The organism is Alteromonas sp. ABV4_515 (assembly GCF_056160345.1).
The window spans coordinates 40,569-59,572 of the sequence record NZ_JBSWWZ010000010.1; the positions used below are offsets into that span (position 1 = coordinate 40,569).

Consider the following 19,004-nt stretch of genomic DNA (forward strand, 5'->3'; position numbering starts at 1 on the left):
ACAATGAGCTTTCGGATCAGAAATACCGTTACCTTTGAAGCCGAGATGATGGTGGTAAACAGCTTAGTACCTATGGCTACAGCCTCGCTGTGCTGCCTAATTTATTTTGCAATTACTGGCCTGCAGCCAAACATGTGGGTAGTGGGCTTTACCTTTAACCTCTGCTGGGTGCTGAGCCTCAGAGAAACCATTCTCAGTAGCTATCTTCAAGGGGTGTCGGACTCAATACAGGATTCACCTTACCTGAAACCGAAAATGGGTAACAACCGCACTTACGGCCAGCAGACGGCAGAAGAAGAACCCGTAAACTAAACCCTGCTGTATGAATAACAGCAAACCAAATGGAATGACCAATGTTCAAGGAGAACACGATGAAATCAACAAACAAGACCCCGCAATTACTTACCGAAAACGCCGCTAAATCTGTGGCCGGCGCAGGCTTCATAAAGCTGCCCGTAGAGTTTGAGGACAAACCAAAACTTATCCCGCCTCGCAACTTTACCACTGCACTAGGTGAACACGGTGGTGACTTGCCAGAAGAATCTATCTGGTAAACCATCTCGTAGGCTTTGTGGCGGGAGTCATATCCAGAAGTCGCCACCTAGCCGGACTATTAATTAAACCGGTAAACCCACTATGACGAACATTCTCTGCCTGGGCAGTGAAAGCGATGGACAACTGCAACACCTGGCTTCCGCACTTCGCGATGCAGGAGCCTGCCCGCTAATAGTCAACACCGCGCACTATCCAGCATCATTCTCTGTGGTCTGCGAACCAAAATCAGACAGCTTTGCCCTGGTCATGGATAACGAAGTTTATGAAGTCGACCAGTTCGATAGCTTCTACTGGCAACGGTATTACCCACCAATTACCCAACATCTCCACGATAGCAAAAATGCCTTAAGTGCATTATCGCCACTTTTTTACTACCGCCCCGAGCGTTGGTTTAATTCGCTTTCAGCCGTTCGCTTTCATCAAGCGAAGCCTGTGCAATTGCAAGAAGCGCAAAAGCTTGGTGCGAATATACCGGCGACCTTGATCAGCAACGACCAACGCCGCCTTCAACATTTCAGTCAGCGCTATGACAAGGTGATCATTAAACCGGTATTCGGCGGCGCTCATACCCAACTGATTGGCCAGGACAATGCGCTAATGGTGCGCGATGAATGGCAACATCATCAACCTGTGACATTACAGAAATACATTGAGGGTGACGAAGTAAGAACTTTTGTTATAGGTCATCGTGTTTTTGCCGCCGCGATATATTCCGACCAACCAGACTACCGCGTCGACAGCCACACCCAAGCTGAAGCAATATCGTTACCGAAGGACATAGAGGCATTGAGCGTGGTGATTTGTCTGCAATTTGGCATGAAATGGTGTGCCATCGACTGGCGTCGCGAGGCAGATGGAAAGTATGTATTTCTGGAAGCAAACCCCGCCCCCATGTTTTACAAATTTGAAGCAGAAACCGGATTGCCTGTCACCGAAGCGTTGGTGCACGCTCTCACTAACGCAACAGGCTGATAAAAAGGTCGTGCTTAAAAGAGAATGCGTGGGCTTAGCGTTTAATATATGAACATTTTTGGTGCATAAATAGTACAGGCGTACCATTTTAGTGCTTTTTATTTAGTCCGACACCTTAGGCACGTTGCCACTTTCGATAGTTTGCACCGCCATATTTACAATCATTTTAATCACCGATTCACAGGCATAAGCATCAGATTTCTGATACCCGATAAACATGGTATGCCCTTCAATAGTAGCGGAAATAAATAACGCGATTAGCCGTCTCTGCTCAAGGGTTAAATCTGGATTCATTTGCAGCGCAATGTCTTGGTAAACCTTACGATAAACTTCGTACATGTGCTCCATGAGTTTATTGATGGTTTCATCATGATTCGACAACGACCAAATCTCAGGGAAGAAAATAGTGGTCTCTCGGGTTTGCAGATCCCGCGTCACAAATTCAATTACGTTTTGCAGGCATTCTTTCGGCGATGATGCTTCTTCTTTTAGCTCTTCAAGACGAAGTAAGTAAACACTAATTACATGATCTAGCATGGCAGCCACCAGGTCATCACGGGTAGCAAAATGGTGTTGTAAATTACCTGCAGAGATACCTACCCGCTTCGCCACTTTGCGAATAGAAAAGTTGTGGTAGCCCTCTTCAATCAGCAAATTTCTTGCTTCAACCAGAATCTGTTTCTGGCGTTCCAAACCGGCTTTGTAAGGTCCGCGTTTTACGCCTGTTTCACTCTGCTCATTGAGTCTGTTTGGTGACAAGCCGTGCTCCTGAAATTCCTGAAAAATACCTAACTAAGTATACGTTAATAACCGCCTTGAACATACCGGGATTAAACCCAAATTAGTTCACCCGTACCATTTTTGGCGTAGATGTTGCTCTTGCCCTCTCAGGACACACAAAAAAACAATTCAATTTTTTGCGACTGAGGGAAACCACATGAGAAAGAGCAAAATCGCTTTTGCTATGGCACTGATGGCCTGCGGCCAATCAGCATCATATGCGCAACAAGTGTTTGAAGAAATTAGTGTTGTAGCACAAAAGCGTGAACAAAGTGTCCAGGATGTTGGTATTGCAATTACCGCCTTAACCGGTGATCAGCTTGAAGCGTTAGGTTTTGATAATGCCCAGCAGGTAACGGCAATGGCACCGGGAGTACAAACTGTGCAGCCTAACGGCGAAGCAAACTATTCAGTTGGTATTCGTGGCGTCACCAATTCCGATTTCACCACCAATGTAGAAAGCCCGGTAGCGCTGTACGTTGATGAAGTATACATAAGCCAGATGTCCGGAGCCGGATTCAGTTTGTTTGATGTAGAGCGGGTAGAAATATTGCGCGGCCCGCAAGGCACGCTGTTCGGGCGTAACGCCACCGGCGGTCTGGTGCATTTCATTACCCGCAAGCCAACCCAGGATTTTGACGCCTACGCTAAACTTACCCTGGGTGACTATTCACAGAAAAAGTTTGAAGGCGCTGTTGGTGGCGGACTTACCGACGAACTCGCCGCGCGGGTATCGGTCAATATTAATAAAGCCGATGGCTACGTAGAAAACCGCTATACCGGTAACGATCTGAATAACGCTGATGATAAAACGGTACGCGCACAGTTTTTATTCACCCCCAACGAGAACTTCGATGCACTTTTAAATGTGCGTTACAGCAAGCAAGATATCGATACCGGCTTTTTTGAAAACGTCAGTTCCATTCGTGCCGGCGAACTCACCCCAACGGAAATGAACCCGATTTTGGAATACATCGACAACGACGGCGATGTCTACGCGGGTGATTATGATGATCCGGGTTTCAATGAATTAGAAACCAAAGGCGCAACGGCGACCCTGAATTGGCAAATCGATGAAGACCTGAAATTTGTCTCAATTACCGACTTCTCCACGGTAGAGCGCACCTACATTGAAGATAGTGATGCGTCGCCAGTCTCGTTTTTCAACTTCTTTTTAACTACGGATGCCGAACAATTTTCTCAGGAATTTCGCCTAGAGGGTAATGTAGGCGACCTGCTTTGGGTAGCCGGTGCCTATTATCTTGATCTTGATATTAGCGATTCTAACGGTGCCATTTCCGACCCTCTTATCGGTGGCGGCGGCACCAGTGCTGTCGGCAGTGAAGGCGGCCTTTACAACCCTTATCAATCTGATCTCACATCAACGTCGGTATTTGCACAAATAGAATATCCGTTGGCTGACGACCTTACCCTGATTGCGGGTTTACGGGTGATACGCGATGAGAAAGACTTTGATTTTTCTGTGATGGCGATGGAGTTCCTCAACCCATCTTCAGAACCTGGCTTCGCCGATGCCGACAATATGGTGTTACAGGCCACGTTAGGTGAGTACACCGCGAGCAGGGAAGATACCGAAGTGGCTGGCCGCTTACAGCTAAACTGGACGCCCACCAAAGATGTGCTGACCTACATCAGCTACAACCGCGGCGTGAAAGGGGGGGGCTACAATGCGCCAATCTTCCCGCTGGCACCACCGAACGATTATAACGATGCCACCCTGTCTTTCGATCCTGAACACCTCGATGCCTACGAAATAGGTGTAAAAACTCGGCTTGGTGATTACGGACGACTGAATGCGGCAGCCTATTACTACGATTACAACAACTACCAGGTATTCAACATCATTGGTCTGGATACCATCACCATCAACTCACCCGATGCTTCAGCCAATGGCTTCGAAGTGGAATATCAGGGGCAGTTAGCTGAAAACTGGGACGTCATGTTAGGCGCGGCCTACAACGACGCCGAAGCCAAACTCGCCGATGGCTCTACATCCCGACCAGTGCAATCACCGGAATGGAACTATAACGGTCTGCTTCGCTACACCATGGAATTGGATGCAGGATACCTTGCCTTTCAAACCGATTTCGTGTTTCGCGACGACGTGAAGTTTGCCTTGTCTGATGCCGAAACCGTGCAGCAAGACGCTTACACCTTATACAACGCCTCGGTGACCTATACCTCAGCCGACGATACCTGGCAGCTAAGTGCATTTGTAGACAACCTGGGGGATGAGGAATACATCGTTCAAGCCTTCGATCTCTCCGGTATGGATGTGTTCGGACTCACCGAACAGTACTACGGCAAGCCGAGATGGTGGGGCGTGTCATTCAAATACTCGTGGTTCTGATAAACCCGCGACTTCACTTAATACACTCTTTAAAACAGGGAGCACAGAACATGCAAAGAAAAATGCTAAAGGCATTACCCGCGTTACTGATGGCATGCGTTGGTTTGCCCGCCATAGCAGAACTTGAACCAGAGCCAATCCCTTCGGTAGTAACGTTACCGTCGGTCTATCCCGATTCATGGATTTTTGCTCACGACGTAAATTTCAATGCCATGATTTCCGGCAAGGTCGTCATTATTGATGCGGCGGCCGACACCCGCGAATACAAAGGCTTTGTAGATGCGTCGATGATGGCAAACTTTGTGGAATCGAAAGCGAAGCCGCTGTTGTACGTGGCTGAATCTTTCTATTCCAGAGGTACCAACGGCGACCGCACAGATGTTATTTCCATTTACGACAAGGCCACGCTGAAGAAAACAAAAGAGGTGATTTTGCCCAATAAAAACCGGGCGCAAATTGTGGCCAGCAAATACATGCTGAAACTGGTGAATGATGACAAGTACCTGTTGATTCTTGCGTTCACGCCGGCGGCATCGGTCATCATTATGGACACCGAAAGCAGTGAACTGTTGAACGAGATTAGCGTTGCAGGGTGTAACCTGATTTACCCGGCTGGCGATCACGGCTTTGCTTCACTGTGTGGCAACGGCGGCATGAAAACTATCGCCTTTGACGACAGCGGCAAAGAAACCAAGCGCACCGACATTCCACCGTTTTTTAGCGTGGATGACGACCCGCTGTTCGATAAGCCCGTGTACATCGGTGATACCGCCTACTTCTTCTCTTACCAAAGCAAAGTGCAGCCGGTGGATTTAACCACCCCTGATGCCAAGCTACTGCCCGTTTGGTCGCTGGTGAGTGAAGAGGAAGCGCATGAAAACTGGCGACCTGGCGGTTGGCAATTTGCCACTTCAGACGACAGTAAATTGCTCTACGTGGTGATGCACAAGAACGGCTACAACGGCAGTCACAAATTCGGCGGTGAGGAAATTTGGGTTTACGACACCACCATACAAAAACGAACAAAGCGCATCGAGCTGAAGAAAAACGCGTTCTCCATAGAGCTGACCCGCGGCGATAACCCTTTACTGGTGGTGACTAACACCGAAATGGGTTTGGATGTTTACGACACCAACGGTAAATACCAGCGCTTTATCTCGGTGGGCGATTCCACCATGCCCATCGTGCTGCACAAGGGGAGATAACCATGCTGAGTTCTCTTCTGCAGGTTTTGCACATTGGCGTACTGGGGTTTCTGCTCTCTCTAGTACTTGCCAGTGCTCACCATAAACTTCGTGCTCCTGGACAATTTCGTCAGGCACTGGTGGGTTACGAGCTGTTGCCGGGAAACCTAGCGTTGACTCTCGCCGGCATCGTACCCTTCATTGAATTCAGTGTTATTGCCATGGCGGTGCTTGCCTTCGCTTTGCAGGCAACAGCAGTAACCACGCTCATGTTAAGCGGCCTGCTACTTACCTACGCCACGTTCCTGAGCTTTGCCATGCTCACCGGCCGCTCCCTTGCCGACTGCGGCTGCTCGCTAAATGGCAGCGAAGCCAACGTAAAACCCGCCGTGTTAGTCATACGCAATCTGGCTTTGCTGGCACTGGTGGCGGTATTCCACCTTACCCAACAAGTCAGCACCGGCACACTGTCGGAATGGCTGATGGGCATCACCTTTTCACTGTTACTTTTTATTTCATACAGCAGCATTGATGGCTTGCTGGAAAACCACGCTTTACTGAAAAACCTGAGGTTACGTCATGACTAATTTACTCATCGCTTCAAACGTTATTTTATGGATTGCCGTTATCGTGCTGGCAACAATGGTGTTTGCACTGGTTCGCCAGATTGGCGTGCTTTACGAGCGTGTTGCACCCGCGGGGGCACTGTCTATCAACAAACAGCTCAAGGTAGGACAGAATGCCCCAGAGCTTGACGTCATCAATATGAAAAACCAGCAAATACTGCACATAGGCGGAAAATCGCAAGTAGAAAAATGTCAGCTGCTGTTTTTCGTATCGCCTACCTGCCCTATGTGTAAGTCACTCATTGGTGTTGCGAAATCAATCGCCAAAGAAGAACAGAACTGGGTGGATCTGGTCTTTGCTTCCGACGGCGCATCATCAGAAATAGACACCTTCATTGCCGCGCAAAAATTAGAGCAATCCAACTTCGTTAACTCTGAAATTGTCGGTAAAAGTTTCGGCGTGGCGAAACTGCCCTATGCCGTACTGATTGATGAAAAAGGCACGCTACAGGCCATGGGCATCGTGAACTCTCGCGAGCACATCGAAAGCCTGTTTAACGTGAAAGAGACTGGCTATGCGAGTCTTCAGGAATACATGCAGAAGAATTACGCGTAAGGAGCACACAAATGAAATTTCTCGATAAACTCATGGAGCGTGGCTCCCGCAAGGTCGCGCAGAATACGTCTCGTCGGCACTTGCTCACCAACCTTTCCAAGCTGATGGTGGGCGCTGCAGCCATTCCTTTATTGCCCGTTGCCCGAGCTTCGGAATCGACCGGCGCTTATCCGGGTGTAGGTTCTCAGGTATCTGGCCTGGAGGGTGACCCGGGCGATCCTACCAGTTGTGATTACTGGCGTTACTGTGCCATCGACGGATTTTTATGTTCCTGTTGTGGTGGCACGGCATCGAGCTGTCCGCCGGGCACGGAAATGTCGCCCATCACCTGGATTGGCACTTGTCGCAACCCTGCAGACGGTAAGGATTACATTATTTCGTACAACGACTGTTGCGGTAAAACCAGCTGTGGTCGCTGCTTGTGTAACCGCAACGAAAACGACAAACCGGTTTACCGCCCGCAATCTAACAACGACATAAACTGGTGCTTGGGTACCAGCAGTAATGTGTACACCTGCTCTACCGGCGTGGTACTGGGGGTGGCCGTTGATGCGTAAGTTACGCTCTATTGCCATGGTTGCGCTCTGCGCAGCCATGGGATTAAACACTACCGCCAGCCTTGCTGAAGGAAGAGACGGCAAAACCGTATTTACTACCTGCGCTGCCTGTCATCTTGCCACTGGAGAAGGGCTACCCGGCGCATTTCCGCCACTGGTTAACGTACCCGCAACTTTCGAAAAAGAAGGCGGAAAGGAATATCTCATCAGCGTGGTACTACAAGGGCTTAACGGGCCAATTAAATCGCAGGGGCAGACTTACGCCGGATTTATGCAGGCGTTTGCTCCTACTCTGAGTGACGATGAAGTTGCCGGCGTTCTGAGTTACGTTCTCACGGGCATTGCAAAATCGCCACTTGCAGAAGCAACACCAGTTAGCGCTGAAGACGTGGCGGCAGTGCGCAAGAAAATAGCAGACAAATCACTGCCTTCAAGCCATGCACTTCGCCAGCAGTTAGACGACTGAACCACAGTATTAAAGGGATGAGCAATGGGGAATGTAACCAAACTTTCGATGCTGGGCCTGCTCCTGCTTACAGGCGCATTGCAATTGGTCAGCGCCAAAGGCCTTACCCGGGCGCAGACCAATTACATGCTGCAATGTCAGGGATGCCACAAAGCCAGTGGTTCAGGCATGCCACCGCAAACGCCGGATTTTCATGAACATGGAAATGCATTTATGCATTCCGAAGCGGGAAGACGTTACTGGATAAGTGTACCAGGCGCAGCCAACTCCCCACTCACCGATGGAGAACTTGCAGATGTGCTTAATTATATCGCCAACGATATTGTGAAAGTCGACAACCACACCGCATTTACCGCAGAAGAAGTACGCGCCCATCGCGGAGAGAAAATGACGAATGTGTATGAAGTCAGGCAAAACCTTGTTGATAGCCTCGCTGCTACGCAGGCACCGCTTTCTTCGACTGTTCGTGAAAAGAATGCATCCCCCGGAGGATGAACTCCGTTGGCTCTGTCCGTTATCCGTTGCGGACAGGGTCTTTTTTCCGGGTTAGCGAATAGCGTGTTGAAAACAAAAAAGGCAGCAGGACGTGAGTCACTGCTGCCTTTTTCATGAGCGTATGCCTTACAACGTACGCCTTACAAGATAAAGCGGCTCAGATCTTCGTTATCCACCAGCGATTCCAGATGCGAATCAACATAGGCCTTATCGATAACAAATGTTTCACCGGATTTCTCAGACGCGTCGAAAGAAATATCTTCCATCAGGCGCTCAAGTACGGTGTGCAAACGGCGTGCACCAATGTTTTCCAGCTTCTCGTTTACTTGCCATGCCGCTTCAGCGATACGCTGAATACCCGACTCAACAAAATCAATGGTTACACCCTCAGTGGCCATCAGTGCACGGTACTGTTCAGTCAGTGCAGATTTTGGCTCGGTAAGGATGCGCTTAAAGTCTTCCACTTTAAGTGCTGACAGCTCAACACGAATTGGCAAACGCCCCTGCAATTCAGGAATCAGATCAGAAGGCTTGCTCATCTGGAATGCACCAGAGGCAATAAACAGCATATGGTCAGTTTTCACCATGCCGTGCTTGGTAGAAACGGTAGAGCCTTCAACCAGTGGCAGCAGGTCGCGCTGTACACCTTCACGGGATACGTCCGCAGAGTTGTTACCTTCACGCTTACAAATCTTATCGATTTCGTCGATAAACACGATACCGTGCTGTTCAACCGCATTGATCGCTTTTTCTTTCAAATCTTCCTGATTAACCAGACGCGCCGCTTCTTCTTCGATCAGCATTTTTAGCGCATCTTTAATTTTCAGTTTTTTCTTTTTCTTCTGCGAGTCAGTGTTCAGGTTCTGGAACATCGACTGCAGTTGGTTGGTCATGTCTTCCATGCCAGGAGGCGCCATGATCTCTACGCCCATTTGCGGCAGGGCCACATCAATTTCGATTTCTTTATCGTCGAGTTTCCCCTCACGCAGCTTTTTACGGAACGCCTGACGGGTACCACGATCTTCAACCTGTTCTTTCTTGCCCCATGGATCTTCTGGTGGTGGCAACAAGGCATCAAGAATACGCTCTTCCGCCGCTTCTTCGGCGCGGAATTTCACCTTCGTCATTTCCTGCTCTTTGGTGAGCTTCACGGCAATGTCTGTCAGGTCTCGGATAATGGTTTCCACTTCTTTACCCACATAACCGACTTCGGTGAACTTGGTCGCTTCCACCTTGATAAAAGGTGCGTTCGCCAGCTTCGCCAAACGGCGGGCAATTTCAGTTTTACCCACACCAGTAGGACCAATCATCAGAATGTTTTTTGGCGTAACTTCTACGCGCAGCTCTTCCGGCAGCTGCATACGACGCCAGCGGTTACGCAATGCAATAGACACAGCGCGCTTGGCATCCTGCTGACCGATGATGTGACGGTCGAGCTCGTGAACAATTTCTCTGGGTGTCATTTCAGACATAATAAACCTTCTCTTTCTTATGCCGCCCCGTGGCGGTAATCAGGCCCGTGCGCATTGTCGCGTACGAACCTGTGAATATTAATAATCCAGTACTTCAACCGTCTGGTGGTGATTAGTAAATACGCAGATATCGCCGGCGATGGTCAGACTCTTTTCAGCAATGTCTTTCGCGGATAAATCGGTATTTGCCAGCAGCGCCGTGGCCGCTGCCTGCGCGTAGTTCCCGCCTGAACCGATGGCAATTAAATCGTTCTCTGGCTGCACCACATCACCGTTACCGGTAATGATGAACGAAGCCGTTTCATCGGCCACTGCCAGTAGCGCTTCCAGTTTGCGCAACGCCCGGTCTGTACGCCAATCTTTGGCCAGTTCTACCGCGGCGCGGGTAAGATGCCCCTGATGCATTTCCAGCTTGGATTCAAAACGCTCGAATAATGTAAACGCATCGGCAGTACCACCAGCAAATCCCGCCAGCACTTTGTTGTGATAGAGGCGACGCACTTTTTTAGCGTTACCTTTCATTACGGTGTTACCCAGAGAAACCTGTCCGTCTCCGGCAATTACGACCTGATTGTCGCGTCTTACAGATACAATAGTAGTCACTACACTTCCCCATGTTTCGGGTGTCGCTGGCCGTCGCGCACAGCAAATTAATTTCAATGAAGAGATAAGTGGGGGAAGACATTATTTTTTCAAGGGAGAAACTGTGAGGAGTTGTGAACTCTTCTGGCCCGGGCAGGTAGTGCCGAGCACGGTTGTGAGTCCACGGACGAACGAAAGTCAGGCCCGCAGACAAAGAAAGAAAAGCCATTCCAAACCGTCAGCAGCAGGGATGCTGCTGCCGAGCACGGTTGTGAGTCCGCGGACGGGGTAAGGTGTTGTCGGCGAGAACCGTCAACCGCATGGATGCGGTTGTCGAGCCCCCAGGGACGGGTTCACGGCGAGTTCTCGCCGACAATGCCTGCCCCGGCCACAAGGGCTCACGGAAAAAGCGGAGAACCTTGAGCGCAGGGGTTGTAGAAATTCTGGTACAGAACCGTCAGCCGCAGGGAAGCGGCTGCCGAGCGCCCATGGATGGGTTTACCGCGAGTTCTGTACCAGAATTTCGGAAACCCCGTTAGCGGCAGGTTCTCTTCCTTATAAGTTCCAGGTGAGGATCATGCAGGTAGTGATGTTGACTTTTCTGAGGCTGTGTTTGGCTCGTTCTGCATCACGTTTGGTCTGCAATGGTCCCATGATCACGCGGAACCATTCGCCATTTGATCCAGTGGTTGCACGAACCTGCGCTTCCAGGCCCTGGAAGGCAATTTTCGCTTTCATTTCTTCGGCCTGAGAACGGGTACGGAAAGAGCCACATTGCAGCAGGTAAAGTTTGTCCGATTTCTGCTGTTCCGCAACTTCTACTTCCACTTCGTAGCCAGGCAAACTCTTAATGTAATCCCACTCTTCTTTTGGCACTTCCGGCAGTTCGTCTTCTTCCACGATTTGCGGCAACGGCTCCATGGTCGAATCAGCCGTTTCGTCTACGTTATCTTTAATTGAAAACAGAAAATAAATCAGTGCAAGAATGGCAATAATCACCACTACCAGGCGCATCCAGATCTTGGTTCTGTTCTGCTCTGGGGCTGGCGGCTTCCGCTTATTGTTATTTTTGTTTTTATTCTGTGGCGCACGTCCACGAGATACATAATCACGTTGAGCCATAACCGGCATCTATCCCGTTAAAAATTTATATTTCAGACAACTGACCATCGCTACTTTTATTCATTCAGAAAGCGTACATTCCGTAGCAATGGTTCAGGTAAGGCAGTGTAGCTTTTATTTCTTAACTTTGCTGTCGGTATCTTAGCCGAAGTCGCTCAGTCTAATGAATTCGTCGTCAGACTCAAGCAACATCTGCTAACTGAAGTCTGATGGATCGACATCTAGCGACCAGCGCACTTTGCTGGCCGTGGGCAGCGACGTAATGTTTGGTAGCGCTCGCCTGAGCAAATCATTTATCGCCTTGCGCTGCGCCGATTGCAAAACCAACATAAACCGATACCGTCCCTGCCGTTTCTCTATTAAACATGGAAGCGGACCATTCAGCCGCACCACTTCACTTTGCAGTAGCGTTCGAACCTGCTCAAGAAATTCCCAGGCCAGCTCACCATTAGTGGCTTCTGAGCGAATCACCGCTTGCGATTGAAACGGTGGCATCCAGGAGAGTTTTCGCTCATCCAGCGCCTGACGGGCAAAGTGGGCATAACCGTTGTGTACCAAATCCTGTAATAGCGGGTGCCCCGGGTTGTGGGTTTGCAGCCACATTTCTCCCGGCTTCGACGCCCTGCCCGCTCGGCCTGCCAATTGCGTTACCAATTGTGCCAGTTTCTCGCTGGCACGGAAGTCAGCACTGAACAGTGCACCATCACAATCTAAAATCACCACCAGCGTTACATGGGGAAAGTGATGGCCTTTCGATAATATCTGAGTGCCTATCAGCAGTTGGTATTTTTGCGCGTTGATATCATCCAGCGAGCGCTGCAGTTTGTCTTTACCGCGCACAGAATCACTGTCGATACGAATTTGCTTCACGTCAGGAAACATCTTCGCAAGACCATCTTCAATCTGCTCGGTGCCCACACCGGCTGTAATTAGTTCGTCTGATCCGCAGTGTTCACACTGGCGTGGAATCGGCCGGGTCGCATCACAGTGATGGCACTGCAGGCGCTGATGGGCTCGATGCACAGTATACGGCCGCTCGCAGCGACGGCAATCATAAGAATGTCCGCAGTGATGACAAATCAGCGCTGGCGCGTAGCCACGGCGGTTCACAAACACTAACACCTGATTACCCATGGATAAATGCTGGCGCATAATGCTGAGCATCCCATCGGCAATTCCAAATTGCAGCCGCTGATCACGTACATCCAGCACCTGCTGATGGGTTTTCGATGCGCCGCCCGCGCGCTTTGTCAGCTGCAGATGGCCGTAACGTTTCGATAGCGCGTTATTCAGCGTTTCCAGTGACGGCGTGGCGGTGCCTAATACCAGCGGAATGTTTTCCGAATGTGCCCGCATCACCGCCAGATCACGGGCGTGATAACGCAGGCCATCCTGTTGCTTGTAAGAATCATCATGCTCTTCATCCACGATGATCATGCCGGGAAATTTCATCGGCGTGAAAATAGCTGAACGAGTGCCAATGATCACACCCAGCTCACCAGCCCGGGCACGCTGCCACACCGATAGCCGGTCTTTATCATTAAGCTGTGAATGCAAAATACCAATGTCGATACCAAAGCGGTTTGCAAACCGGGACACCGTTTGGGGTGTCAGGCCAATCTCGGGCACCAGAATCAATACCTGCCGCCCTTCGGCAAGAATGTCTTCAATGGCCTGCAGGTATACTTCCGTTTTACCGCTGCCGGTAACGCCTTCCAGCAGATAAGGTGCAAACCGGGAACGACTCTGCACAATGGCAGAAATAGCCACCGCCTGCTCTTTATCAGGTAGCGGTTTCTTCGCCACCTCAAAATAGTCGAGCCACATTTTCGGGCACAGCGGCGGGGGCTTACTCTCCTGGCTGATAAAGCCTTTTTCTTCCAGCGCATTAATAATAGTGGTGGGAAAAGTATTCTTGAGGTCGCCTTCACGAACGGGTTCATCCACCAGCGCTTCCAGACAGGCATACTGTCGCTTCGCCCGTTTAAGTTCAGCCAGATTTTCATCCACGTTGTCTGCGGCGTGCCACCAGATTTCGTCTACCGGACTGGCCGACTCGCCTTTTCGTAGCAACACGGGTAGCACTGTGTGAATGACTTCACCGATGGGATGCAGATAATATTGCGACAACCAATGGCAAAGCTTAAGCAACACCCGGTCGAGTACCGGCGTTTCATCCAGAACTTTATCAATGGCTTTTATTTTATCCGGATTTTCAGGCGCGGTGAGTTCGCCGGTCACCACCCCCACCAGATTTCTCGGCCCGAAGGAGATACTCACCCGGCAACCGGGTTCCGGCAGGGTGTCACAGCTGTAGGTAAAAGTTTGGCGTAGCGGTACCGGTACCGCCACCTCGACAAAATGCATAATCCGCCTATTTTTTCCGCATTTTTCACTTATCGTTCTTGATCAAACGGGCGCCATACATTAATATGCGCCGCTCTTTACGGCAAGGCCAGTTGTGCCTTGCATTTGAATATAGTTGCGTATGGTGTTCAGCTTCGGGCTGGATAGCGATACGGCCTTAGATTTGAGGTAACCCATGAAACAAGATATCCATCCTACATACGAAGAAATTACTGCTACTTGTTCTTGCGGTAATGTTATCAAAGTTCGTTCTACTGCAGGTAAAGATCTGAACCTGGACGTATGTTCTAACTGTCACCCGTTCTACACTGGTAAGCAACGTAACGTTGACACCGGTGGTCGTGTTGACCGCTTCAAGAAGCGTTTCGGTGCACTGGGCAAAAAATAAGCCCTGCAGTGAATTGCGAAAAAAGCGCCTTTATGGCGCTTTTTTTGTGCCTGCAATAATTTCCATTTCGATATTCATCCCTTTAAGGCTGTCTTCTAGCCCCCCACTTCACTAACGTTCAAAAAACAAACACCAGCTTCTACGCTGTTTATATGCTTTTAAATATAAGTTAAGGACTGTTTATTAATTTGATAAATGGTCACCATTGATAATACCGTTTTGTGTCGTGGCGGTTTGACCACTAGAGTAATCATGAGATTAGTCCTGATCAGATATGTACTGTGAAAGGCGATATGCTACATTGGTCTTATATGGCTGTTATAACAAAAACAACAAATTAGCCAGAACGACAGGTGTATCTTTGTAACGAATAACCCTGAGAAGGACACATAAAAGCATGTCAGATTTCAGACAACGCGCCCTGGATTACCACGAGTACCCTACACCAGGTAAAATTAAAGTAGAGCTGTCTACCCCGGCAGACAGTGTTGATGATCTCGCTCTCGCTTACAGCCCCGGTGTTGCCGAGCCAGTCCGCGAAATTGCAGAAGATCCTGATGCCGCTTATCGCTATACCGCGAAAGGCAACATGGTAGCTGTTATTAGTAACGGTACTGCCATTCTGGGATTGGGCAATTTAGGTCCACTCGCTTCAAAGCCGGTTATGGAAGGTAAAGCGCTGCTGTTCAAACGGTTCGCGGGCCTTGACGCTATCGATATTGAAGTAAAACACCGCACCACCGAAGAGTTTATCAATACGGTAGCTAATATCGCCGATACCTTCGGTGGTATTAACCTGGAAGATATTAAAGCACCAGAATGTTTTGAGATTGAGCAGGAGCTGATCAAGCGCTGCAAAATCCCGGTATTCCACGACGACCAGCACGGTACTGCTATCGTAACTGCCGCCGGTATGCTGAATGCGCTGGAGATTCAGGGTAAGAATATCGAAGATGCAAAGATTGTGTGTATGGGTGCCGGCGCTGCCGCCGTAGCCTGTATGGAACTGCTTATTAAATGTGGTGCCCAGCGTGAACGCATTTATATGCTCGACCGCAAAGGGGTTATTCACACCCGTCGCGACGATCTGACTGAACACAAAATGCTGTTCGCCAACAACACCGATAAACGTACCCTTGATGATGTGATGAACGGTGCCGATATTTTCGTTGGTGTTTCTGGCCCGGATGTTCTGCCACCAGAAACCTTAAAACTGATGGCACCAAACCCGGTCGTCTTCGCCTGTTCAAACCCAGATCCGGAAATTAAACCTGAACTGGCCCACGAAGTGCGTTCTGACCTCATCATGGCCACCGGTCGTTCAGATTACCCGAACCAGGTAAACAACGTGCTGTGCTTCCCGTTCATTTTCCGCGGTGCGCTGGACGTACGCGCTTCCGCCATTAACGATGAAATGAAAGTGGCTGCTGTTGAAGCACTGCGTTCTGTCTCTAAAGAGCCGGTGCCGGAAGAAGTATTGAAAGCCAGTAAGTCTGCGTCGCTGACTTTCGGCAAAGACTACATCATTCCTAAGCCAATGGACCCTCGCTTGTTGCATCGCATTGCCAGTGCCGTAGCACAGGCAGCCATTGATTCAGGCGTGGCGGGCGTTGAGTCACTGCCAGCAAAATATCTGGGTAACAATGCCTAATTAGGGCATACTGCACTCATCTGCCACGGGCCGGTAATTCTACCGGCCCGTTTGCGTTTTGGCGCACGCATTCTTCTTCAATTCTAACGGATATAGATATCATGTGGTCTAAAGCACTCATTGGGCTCATTATCGGGCGTATTGCAACAACCCTGATTGGCTCTACCATGAGCGTCAGTATCGGCTGGCATTTGTATGAAGCTACCGGCGAAGCCTTCGACTTAGCGTTAGTGGGTATTTTTCAGATTGTCCCAGTGATTGGCCTGTTTTTGGTTGCGGGTTGGGCTGCAGATAACTTTTCGCGGAAGAGTATTTTGCTGCTCTCTGCCAGTCTGCAATTACTGGTGGTGCTGGCGGTGGCGATACTGATGAATCAGCCTGAGCTTAATAAGTGGGCACTATTCTGCTCACTGTCGGTGTTAGGCGCCGGCCGGGCGTTCTTTGCCCCAGCTATTCAATCTGTGCTTCCCAACATTGTGAGTAACGACCACTTGGGCCGCGCAGTTGCCGCCATTAGCTCAATGTGGAACATCGCGTTAACCGTGGGCCCCTTCCTTGCAGGTATTCTGCTGGCCATGCTTGACCGACAGCTCTATTGGGTTCTGATCATTTTCGGCTTATTCACCTTGGGCGGCTTCTCTTTACTGCCTGCCTTAAAAATTCACTCTGAGCGCAAGCTGGAACTGAAAGATATTTTCAGCGGCGTACATTATCTAATGCACAACAACGTGGTGCGTGGTGCTCTGTTTACCGATCTGGTGGTGATTTTATGCGGCAGCGTGATGGCCATCCTGCCGGTGTTTGTAAAAGACGTGCTGCATGAAGGGCCAGAAACCTTGGGTTTACTCCGGGCCATGCCCGCCGTGGGCGCAACCATTATCGGGTTAACCATGGTACGGCGTAAGCGCGCCATCGAGCGCAATGGTCCCTTGCTGTTCTGGTCACTGATCATCTTCAGCTTTTCCATTATCGGTTTTGCTTTCTCGCAAAATCTCTATGTTGCCTGCTTTGCGCTGCTGATTTACGGCGGTTCAGACATGATCAGCGTGGTGATTAGAAGCTCAGTAGTTCAGATCATGACACCCGACGCCTTACGAGGGCGGGTTAGTGCGGTTAATTCGTTGTTTATTGCCTCTTCTAACGAGCTGGGAGACTTCCGAAGTGGCTCGGTGACCGCAGCCATTGGTCCGGTTGCTTGCGCAGTAACGGGTGGTGTAATGAGCTTAGGCGTGGTGCTGCTGTTCGGAAAAACGTTCAGGCCTCTGTTTGAATTGCGGAAAATAGAGGCGCCATCGCCGGGTAAATCGGATTAAGCTCGGCGAAAGCATGTAAGCCGAGCAAAAAGAGAAAAGCCAGAGTACTGACTCTGGCTTTCGTTTTTATTCTTCTTCGTTATCCACTGATGGGTCGATGCCCATTTCTTCCATCATCTTTCTGGCAACTGCCGGGATACGATTTGGATTATCTTTACGCAAGTCATCATCGTTAGGCAATGGTTGCCCGGTGAACGCATGCAGGAATGCCTCACACAGTAATTCTGAATTTGTTGCATGACGCAGATTGTTTATCTGTCGCCGTGTACGCTCATCTGTGAGCTCCTTAAGCACATTAATAGGAATAGAAACAGTAACTTTCTTTACCTGTTCACTCTTTTTCCCATGCTCTGCATAAGGGTGTATATACTTACCATTCCATTCTGCCATGTGAAATCTCGGACTGCCTGTTATTTTATCTTATGAGCGGAAATTCTAAACAATGTAGCGAAAAGGTCAATTAAGCCGTGTAAACCTCTTGACGTCCAGACATATATTAATTAGTTTAGACGTCTAAACGGCCAAAAAGTGAGTGAGTCAGAAAATGGTTTCCTATGCACAGGGCATCGATGCCTTAAATCAATCTTTGTCAGAACTGCGTGACATCGATGTATCCTTCGAATTTTTTCCGCCAAACTCGGAAAAAATGGAACAAACCTTATGGAAATCTGTAGAGCGTCTGGCGCCTCTTAAGCCTTCATATATGTCTGTTACCTATGGTGCAAACAGCGGTGAGCGCGATCGCACCCACGATGTGGTAAAACGCATTCAGCAGCAAACGGGTGTGGCTGCCGTTCCTCACCTGACCTGTGTAGATGCCACTCGTGACGAACTGAAACAAATCGCTCAGGACTACTGGGATTCCGGTATCCGCCGTATTGTGGCCTTACGTGGTGATTTGCCAAAGGGCGTGGATAAAACTGAAATGTACGCGTCTGATTTGGTATCTCTGTTAAAAGACGTGGCTGATTTCGATATCTCAGTAGCGGCTTATCCAGAAAAGCATCCTGAAGCGCCAAACGCACAGTTTGATTTGCTGAATCTGAAGCGTAAAGCGGAAGCCGGTGCCTCGGAAGCAATTACACAGTTCTTCTTCGATACCAGTGTTTACCTGCGATTCCGCGACCGTGCAGCAGCGGCAGGCATCGATTTAGATATTGTTCCTGGCATATTGCCAGTTACTAACTATCAAACGCTGGTTAAGTTTGCGGGTTTCACCAACGTTCACGTACCAGGCTGGCTGCACAAAATGTACGACGGTCTTGACGACGATGACCAAGCAACCCGCAACCTGATTGGCGCCAACATCGCCATGGAACAGGTGAAGGTACTGGCTAAAGAAGGCGTGAAACACTTCCACTTCTATACCCTGAACCGCTGCGAACTCAGCTACGCCATCTGCCACATGCTGGGCGTTCGCGCTGACTAACATTTTCGAATACGCTGGGAGTGCGGTAATTCAGTAGCGCCTGAGGATGTCACCCGGCATCTTCACTGGGTGCGGATGTCAGAGAAAAAACACGCCGGAGCTCCATGCCTGGCTAAGC

Annotated in this window: 20 protein-coding genes; 14 read left to right on the forward strand and 6 right to left on the reverse strand. The window is 49.6% G+C overall.

From position 1 onward, the window contains the following. The first annotated feature begins 3 nt into the window (after positions 1–3). The 3 genes from ACXAGX_RS19285 to ACXAGX_RS19295 all read left to right on the forward strand — a co-directional run bounded on the left by ACXAGX_RS19285 (position 4) and on the right by ACXAGX_RS19295 (position 1,527). Positions 4–312 carry a hypothetical protein gene (locus ACXAGX_RS19285; RefSeq protein WP_070126242.1) on the forward strand — a complete coding sequence of 103 codons (309 nt, stop codon included), beginning with the start codon at positions 4–6 and terminating at the stop codon, positions 310–312. 59 nt (positions 313–371) lie between these two features. Next, a complete protein-coding gene (locus tag ACXAGX_RS19290) occupies positions 372–554 on the forward strand; it encodes a hypothetical protein (RefSeq protein WP_474840383.1) in 183 nt (60 codons plus the stop codon). 82 nt (positions 555–636) lie between these two features. After that, a complete protein-coding gene (locus ACXAGX_RS19295) occupies positions 637–1,527 on the forward strand; it encodes an ATP-grasp domain-containing protein (RefSeq protein WP_474840384.1) in 891 nt (296 codons plus the stop codon). 102 nt (positions 1,528–1,629) lie between these two features. On the opposite strand, the gene ACXAGX_RS19300 is transcribed toward ACXAGX_RS19295, so the two are convergent. Then, complete coding sequence (locus ACXAGX_RS19300; RefSeq protein ID WP_474825136.1) at positions 1,630–2,286, reverse strand: TetR/AcrR family transcriptional regulator; 657 nt, start codon at positions 2,284–2,286, stop codon at positions 1,630–1,632. Between the two features lie 178 nt (positions 2,287–2,464). Between ACXAGX_RS19300 and ACXAGX_RS19305 the strand changes: the two genes are divergently transcribed. From ACXAGX_RS19305 to ACXAGX_RS19335, 7 genes are read left to right on the forward strand one after another with little or no spacing between them, the layout of a single operon-like run. Continuing rightward, positions 2,465–4,678, forward strand: coding sequence for a TonB-dependent receptor (locus tag ACXAGX_RS19305; RefSeq protein WP_474840386.1), 2,214 nt, complete (start codon positions 2,465–2,467; stop codon positions 4,676–4,678). A gap of 50 nt (positions 4,679–4,728) precedes the next feature. After that, the gene (locus ACXAGX_RS19310) at positions 4,729–5,883 is read left to right on the forward strand and encodes an amine dehydrogenase large subunit (protein ID WP_474840388.1); all 1,155 of its coding nucleotides are present in this window, start codon (positions 4,729–4,731) and stop codon (positions 5,881–5,883) included. 2 nt (positions 5,884–5,885) lie between these two features. Next, on the forward strand, positions 5,886–6,449 hold the full coding sequence (locus ACXAGX_RS19315) for a MauE/DoxX family redox-associated membrane protein (RefSeq protein ID WP_474840390.1): 564 nt from the start codon (positions 5,886–5,888) through the stop codon (positions 6,447–6,449). Then, on the forward strand, positions 6,442–7,044 hold the full coding sequence (locus ACXAGX_RS19320) for a thioredoxin domain-containing protein (RefSeq protein ID WP_474840392.1): 603 nt from the start codon (positions 6,442–6,444) through the stop codon (positions 7,042–7,044). Before ACXAGX_RS19315 ends, ACXAGX_RS19320 begins: the two co-directional genes overlap by 8 nt. Positions 7,045–7,055: 11 nt before the next feature. Next, positions 7,056–7,601 carry a methylamine dehydrogenase light chain gene (locus tag ACXAGX_RS19325; RefSeq protein ID WP_070126234.1) on the forward strand — a complete coding sequence of 182 codons (546 nt, stop codon included), beginning with the start codon at positions 7,056–7,058 and terminating at the stop codon, positions 7,599–7,601. Then, the gene (locus ACXAGX_RS19330; RefSeq protein ID WP_474840394.1) at positions 7,594–8,067 is read left to right on the forward strand and encodes a c-type cytochrome; all 474 of its coding nucleotides are present in this window, start codon (positions 7,594–7,596) and stop codon (positions 8,065–8,067) included. Before ACXAGX_RS19325 ends, ACXAGX_RS19330 begins: the two co-directional genes overlap by 8 nt. Before the next feature lie 24 nt (positions 8,068–8,091). After that, entirely contained in the window at positions 8,092–8,562 is a 471-nt protein-coding gene (locus tag ACXAGX_RS19335) for a c-type cytochrome (protein WP_474840396.1), read from the forward strand. Between the two features lie 140 nt (positions 8,563–8,702). Here ACXAGX_RS19335 and hslU read toward each other — a convergent pair whose 3' ends face one another. From hslU to priA, 4 genes are all read right to left on the reverse strand, one after another. Next, a complete protein-coding gene (hslU, locus tag ACXAGX_RS19340) occupies positions 8,703–10,034 on the reverse strand; it encodes an HslU--HslV peptidase ATPase subunit (RefSeq protein ID WP_474840398.1) in 1,332 nt (443 codons plus the stop codon). Positions 10,035–10,112: 78 nt separating this feature from the next. Continuing rightward, positions 10,113–10,637 carry an ATP-dependent protease subunit HslV gene (gene hslV / locus ACXAGX_RS19345; RefSeq protein WP_070126231.1) on the reverse strand — a complete coding sequence of 175 codons (525 nt, stop codon included), beginning with the start codon at positions 10,635–10,637 and terminating at the stop codon, positions 10,113–10,115. A 534-nt stretch (positions 10,638–11,171) separates the two neighbouring features. Further along, positions 11,172–11,738, reverse strand: coding sequence for an SPOR domain-containing protein (locus ACXAGX_RS19350; RefSeq protein ID WP_474825131.1), 567 nt, complete (start codon positions 11,736–11,738; stop codon positions 11,172–11,174). 195 nt (positions 11,739–11,933) lie between these two features. Further along, positions 11,934–14,105 (reverse strand): primosomal protein N', encoded by a 2,172-nt coding sequence (gene priA, locus ACXAGX_RS19355; protein WP_474840400.1) that lies wholly within the window; start codon positions 14,103–14,105, stop codon positions 11,934–11,936. Between the two features lie 175 nt (positions 14,106–14,280). Between priA and rpmE the strand changes: the two genes are divergently transcribed. The 3 genes from rpmE to ACXAGX_RS19370 all read left to right on the forward strand — a co-directional run bounded on the left by rpmE (position 14,281) and on the right by ACXAGX_RS19370 (position 17,457). After that, positions 14,281–14,493 carry a 50S ribosomal protein L31 gene (rpmE, locus tag ACXAGX_RS19360; RefSeq protein ID WP_474825129.1) on the forward strand — a complete coding sequence of 71 codons (213 nt, stop codon included), beginning with the start codon at positions 14,281–14,283 and terminating at the stop codon, positions 14,491–14,493. A 397-nt stretch (positions 14,494–14,890) separates the two neighbouring features. Next, the gene (locus ACXAGX_RS19365) at positions 14,891–16,144 is read left to right on the forward strand and encodes a malic enzyme-like NAD(P)-binding protein (protein ID WP_474840402.1); all 1,254 of its coding nucleotides are present in this window, start codon (positions 14,891–14,893) and stop codon (positions 16,142–16,144) included. 101 nt (positions 16,145–16,245) lie between these two features. After that, a complete protein-coding gene (locus tag ACXAGX_RS19370) occupies positions 16,246–17,457 on the forward strand; it encodes an MFS transporter (RefSeq protein ID WP_474825127.1) in 1,212 nt (403 codons plus the stop codon). 66 nt (positions 17,458–17,523) lie between these two features. Here ACXAGX_RS19370 and metJ read toward each other — a convergent pair whose 3' ends face one another. Then, positions 17,524–17,847: a met regulon transcriptional regulator MetJ gene (gene metJ, locus ACXAGX_RS19375; RefSeq protein ID WP_070126226.1), complete on the reverse strand. Its 324-nt coding sequence runs from the start codon at positions 17,845–17,847 to the stop codon at positions 17,524–17,526. Between the two features lie 154 nt (positions 17,848–18,001). On the opposite strand from metJ, the gene metF reads away from it, so the two are divergent. Then, positions 18,002–18,886: a methylenetetrahydrofolate reductase gene (gene metF, locus ACXAGX_RS19380; protein ID WP_474825180.1), complete on the forward strand. Its 885-nt coding sequence runs from the start codon at positions 18,002–18,004 to the stop codon at positions 18,884–18,886. Positions 18,887–19,004 lie beyond the last annotated feature (118 nt).

What these genes read in the sequence shown, in the direction of transcription:
- hslU (WP_474840398.1), bottom strand. Translation starts at nt 10,034, where the DNA reads ATGTCTGAAATGACACCCAGAGAAATTGTTCACGAGCTCGACCGTCAC.
- ACXAGX_RS19370 (WP_474825127.1), top strand. Translation starts at nt 16,246, where the DNA reads ATGTGGTCTAAAGCACTCATTGGGCTCATTATCGGGCGTATTGCAACA.
- ACXAGX_RS19350 (WP_474825131.1), bottom strand. Translation starts at nt 11,738, where the DNA reads ATGGCTCAACGTGATTATGTATCTCGTGGACGTGCGCCACAGAATAAA.
- metJ (WP_070126226.1), bottom strand. Translation starts at nt 17,847, where the DNA reads ATGGCAGAATGGAATGGTAAGTATATACACCCTTATGCAGAGCATGGG.
- rpmE (WP_474825129.1), top strand. Translation starts at nt 14,281, where the DNA reads ATGAAACAAGATATCCATCCTACATACGAAGAAATTACTGCTACTTGT.
- ACXAGX_RS19335 (WP_474840396.1), top strand. Translation starts at nt 8,092, where the DNA reads ATGGGGAATGTAACCAAACTTTCGATGCTGGGCCTGCTCCTGCTTACA.
- ACXAGX_RS19295 (WP_474840384.1), top strand. Translation starts at nt 637, where the DNA reads ATGACGAACATTCTCTGCCTGGGCAGTGAAAGCGATGGACAACTGCAA.
- ACXAGX_RS19310 (WP_474840388.1), top strand. Translation starts at nt 4,729, where the DNA reads ATGCAAAGAAAAATGCTAAAGGCATTACCCGCGTTACTGATGGCATGC.
- ACXAGX_RS19325 (WP_070126234.1), top strand. Translation starts at nt 7,056, where the DNA reads ATGAAATTTCTCGATAAACTCATGGAGCGTGGCTCCCGCAAGGTCGCG.
- ACXAGX_RS19320 (WP_474840392.1), top strand. Translation starts at nt 6,442, where the DNA reads ATGACTAATTTACTCATCGCTTCAAACGTTATTTTATGGATTGCCGTT.
- ACXAGX_RS19305 (WP_474840386.1), top strand. Translation starts at nt 2,465, where the DNA reads ATGAGAAAGAGCAAAATCGCTTTTGCTATGGCACTGATGGCCTGCGGC.
- ACXAGX_RS19315 (WP_474840390.1), top strand. Translation starts at nt 5,886, where the DNA reads ATGCTGAGTTCTCTTCTGCAGGTTTTGCACATTGGCGTACTGGGGTTT.
- metF (WP_474825180.1), top strand. Translation starts at nt 18,002, where the DNA reads ATGGTTTCCTATGCACAGGGCATCGATGCCTTAAATCAATCTTTGTCA.
- priA (WP_474840400.1), bottom strand. Translation starts at nt 14,105, where the DNA reads ATGCATTTTGTCGAGGTGGCGGTACCGGTACCGCTACGCCAAACTTTT.
- ACXAGX_RS19285 (WP_070126242.1), top strand. Translation starts at nt 4, where the DNA reads ATGAGCTTTCGGATCAGAAATACCGTTACCTTTGAAGCCGAGATGATG.
- ACXAGX_RS19330 (WP_474840394.1), top strand. Translation starts at nt 7,594, where the DNA reads ATGCGTAAGTTACGCTCTATTGCCATGGTTGCGCTCTGCGCAGCCATG.
- ACXAGX_RS19290 (WP_474840383.1), top strand. Translation starts at nt 372, where the DNA reads ATGAAATCAACAAACAAGACCCCGCAATTACTTACCGAAAACGCCGCT.
- ACXAGX_RS19365 (WP_474840402.1), top strand. Translation starts at nt 14,891, where the DNA reads ATGTCAGATTTCAGACAACGCGCCCTGGATTACCACGAGTACCCTACA.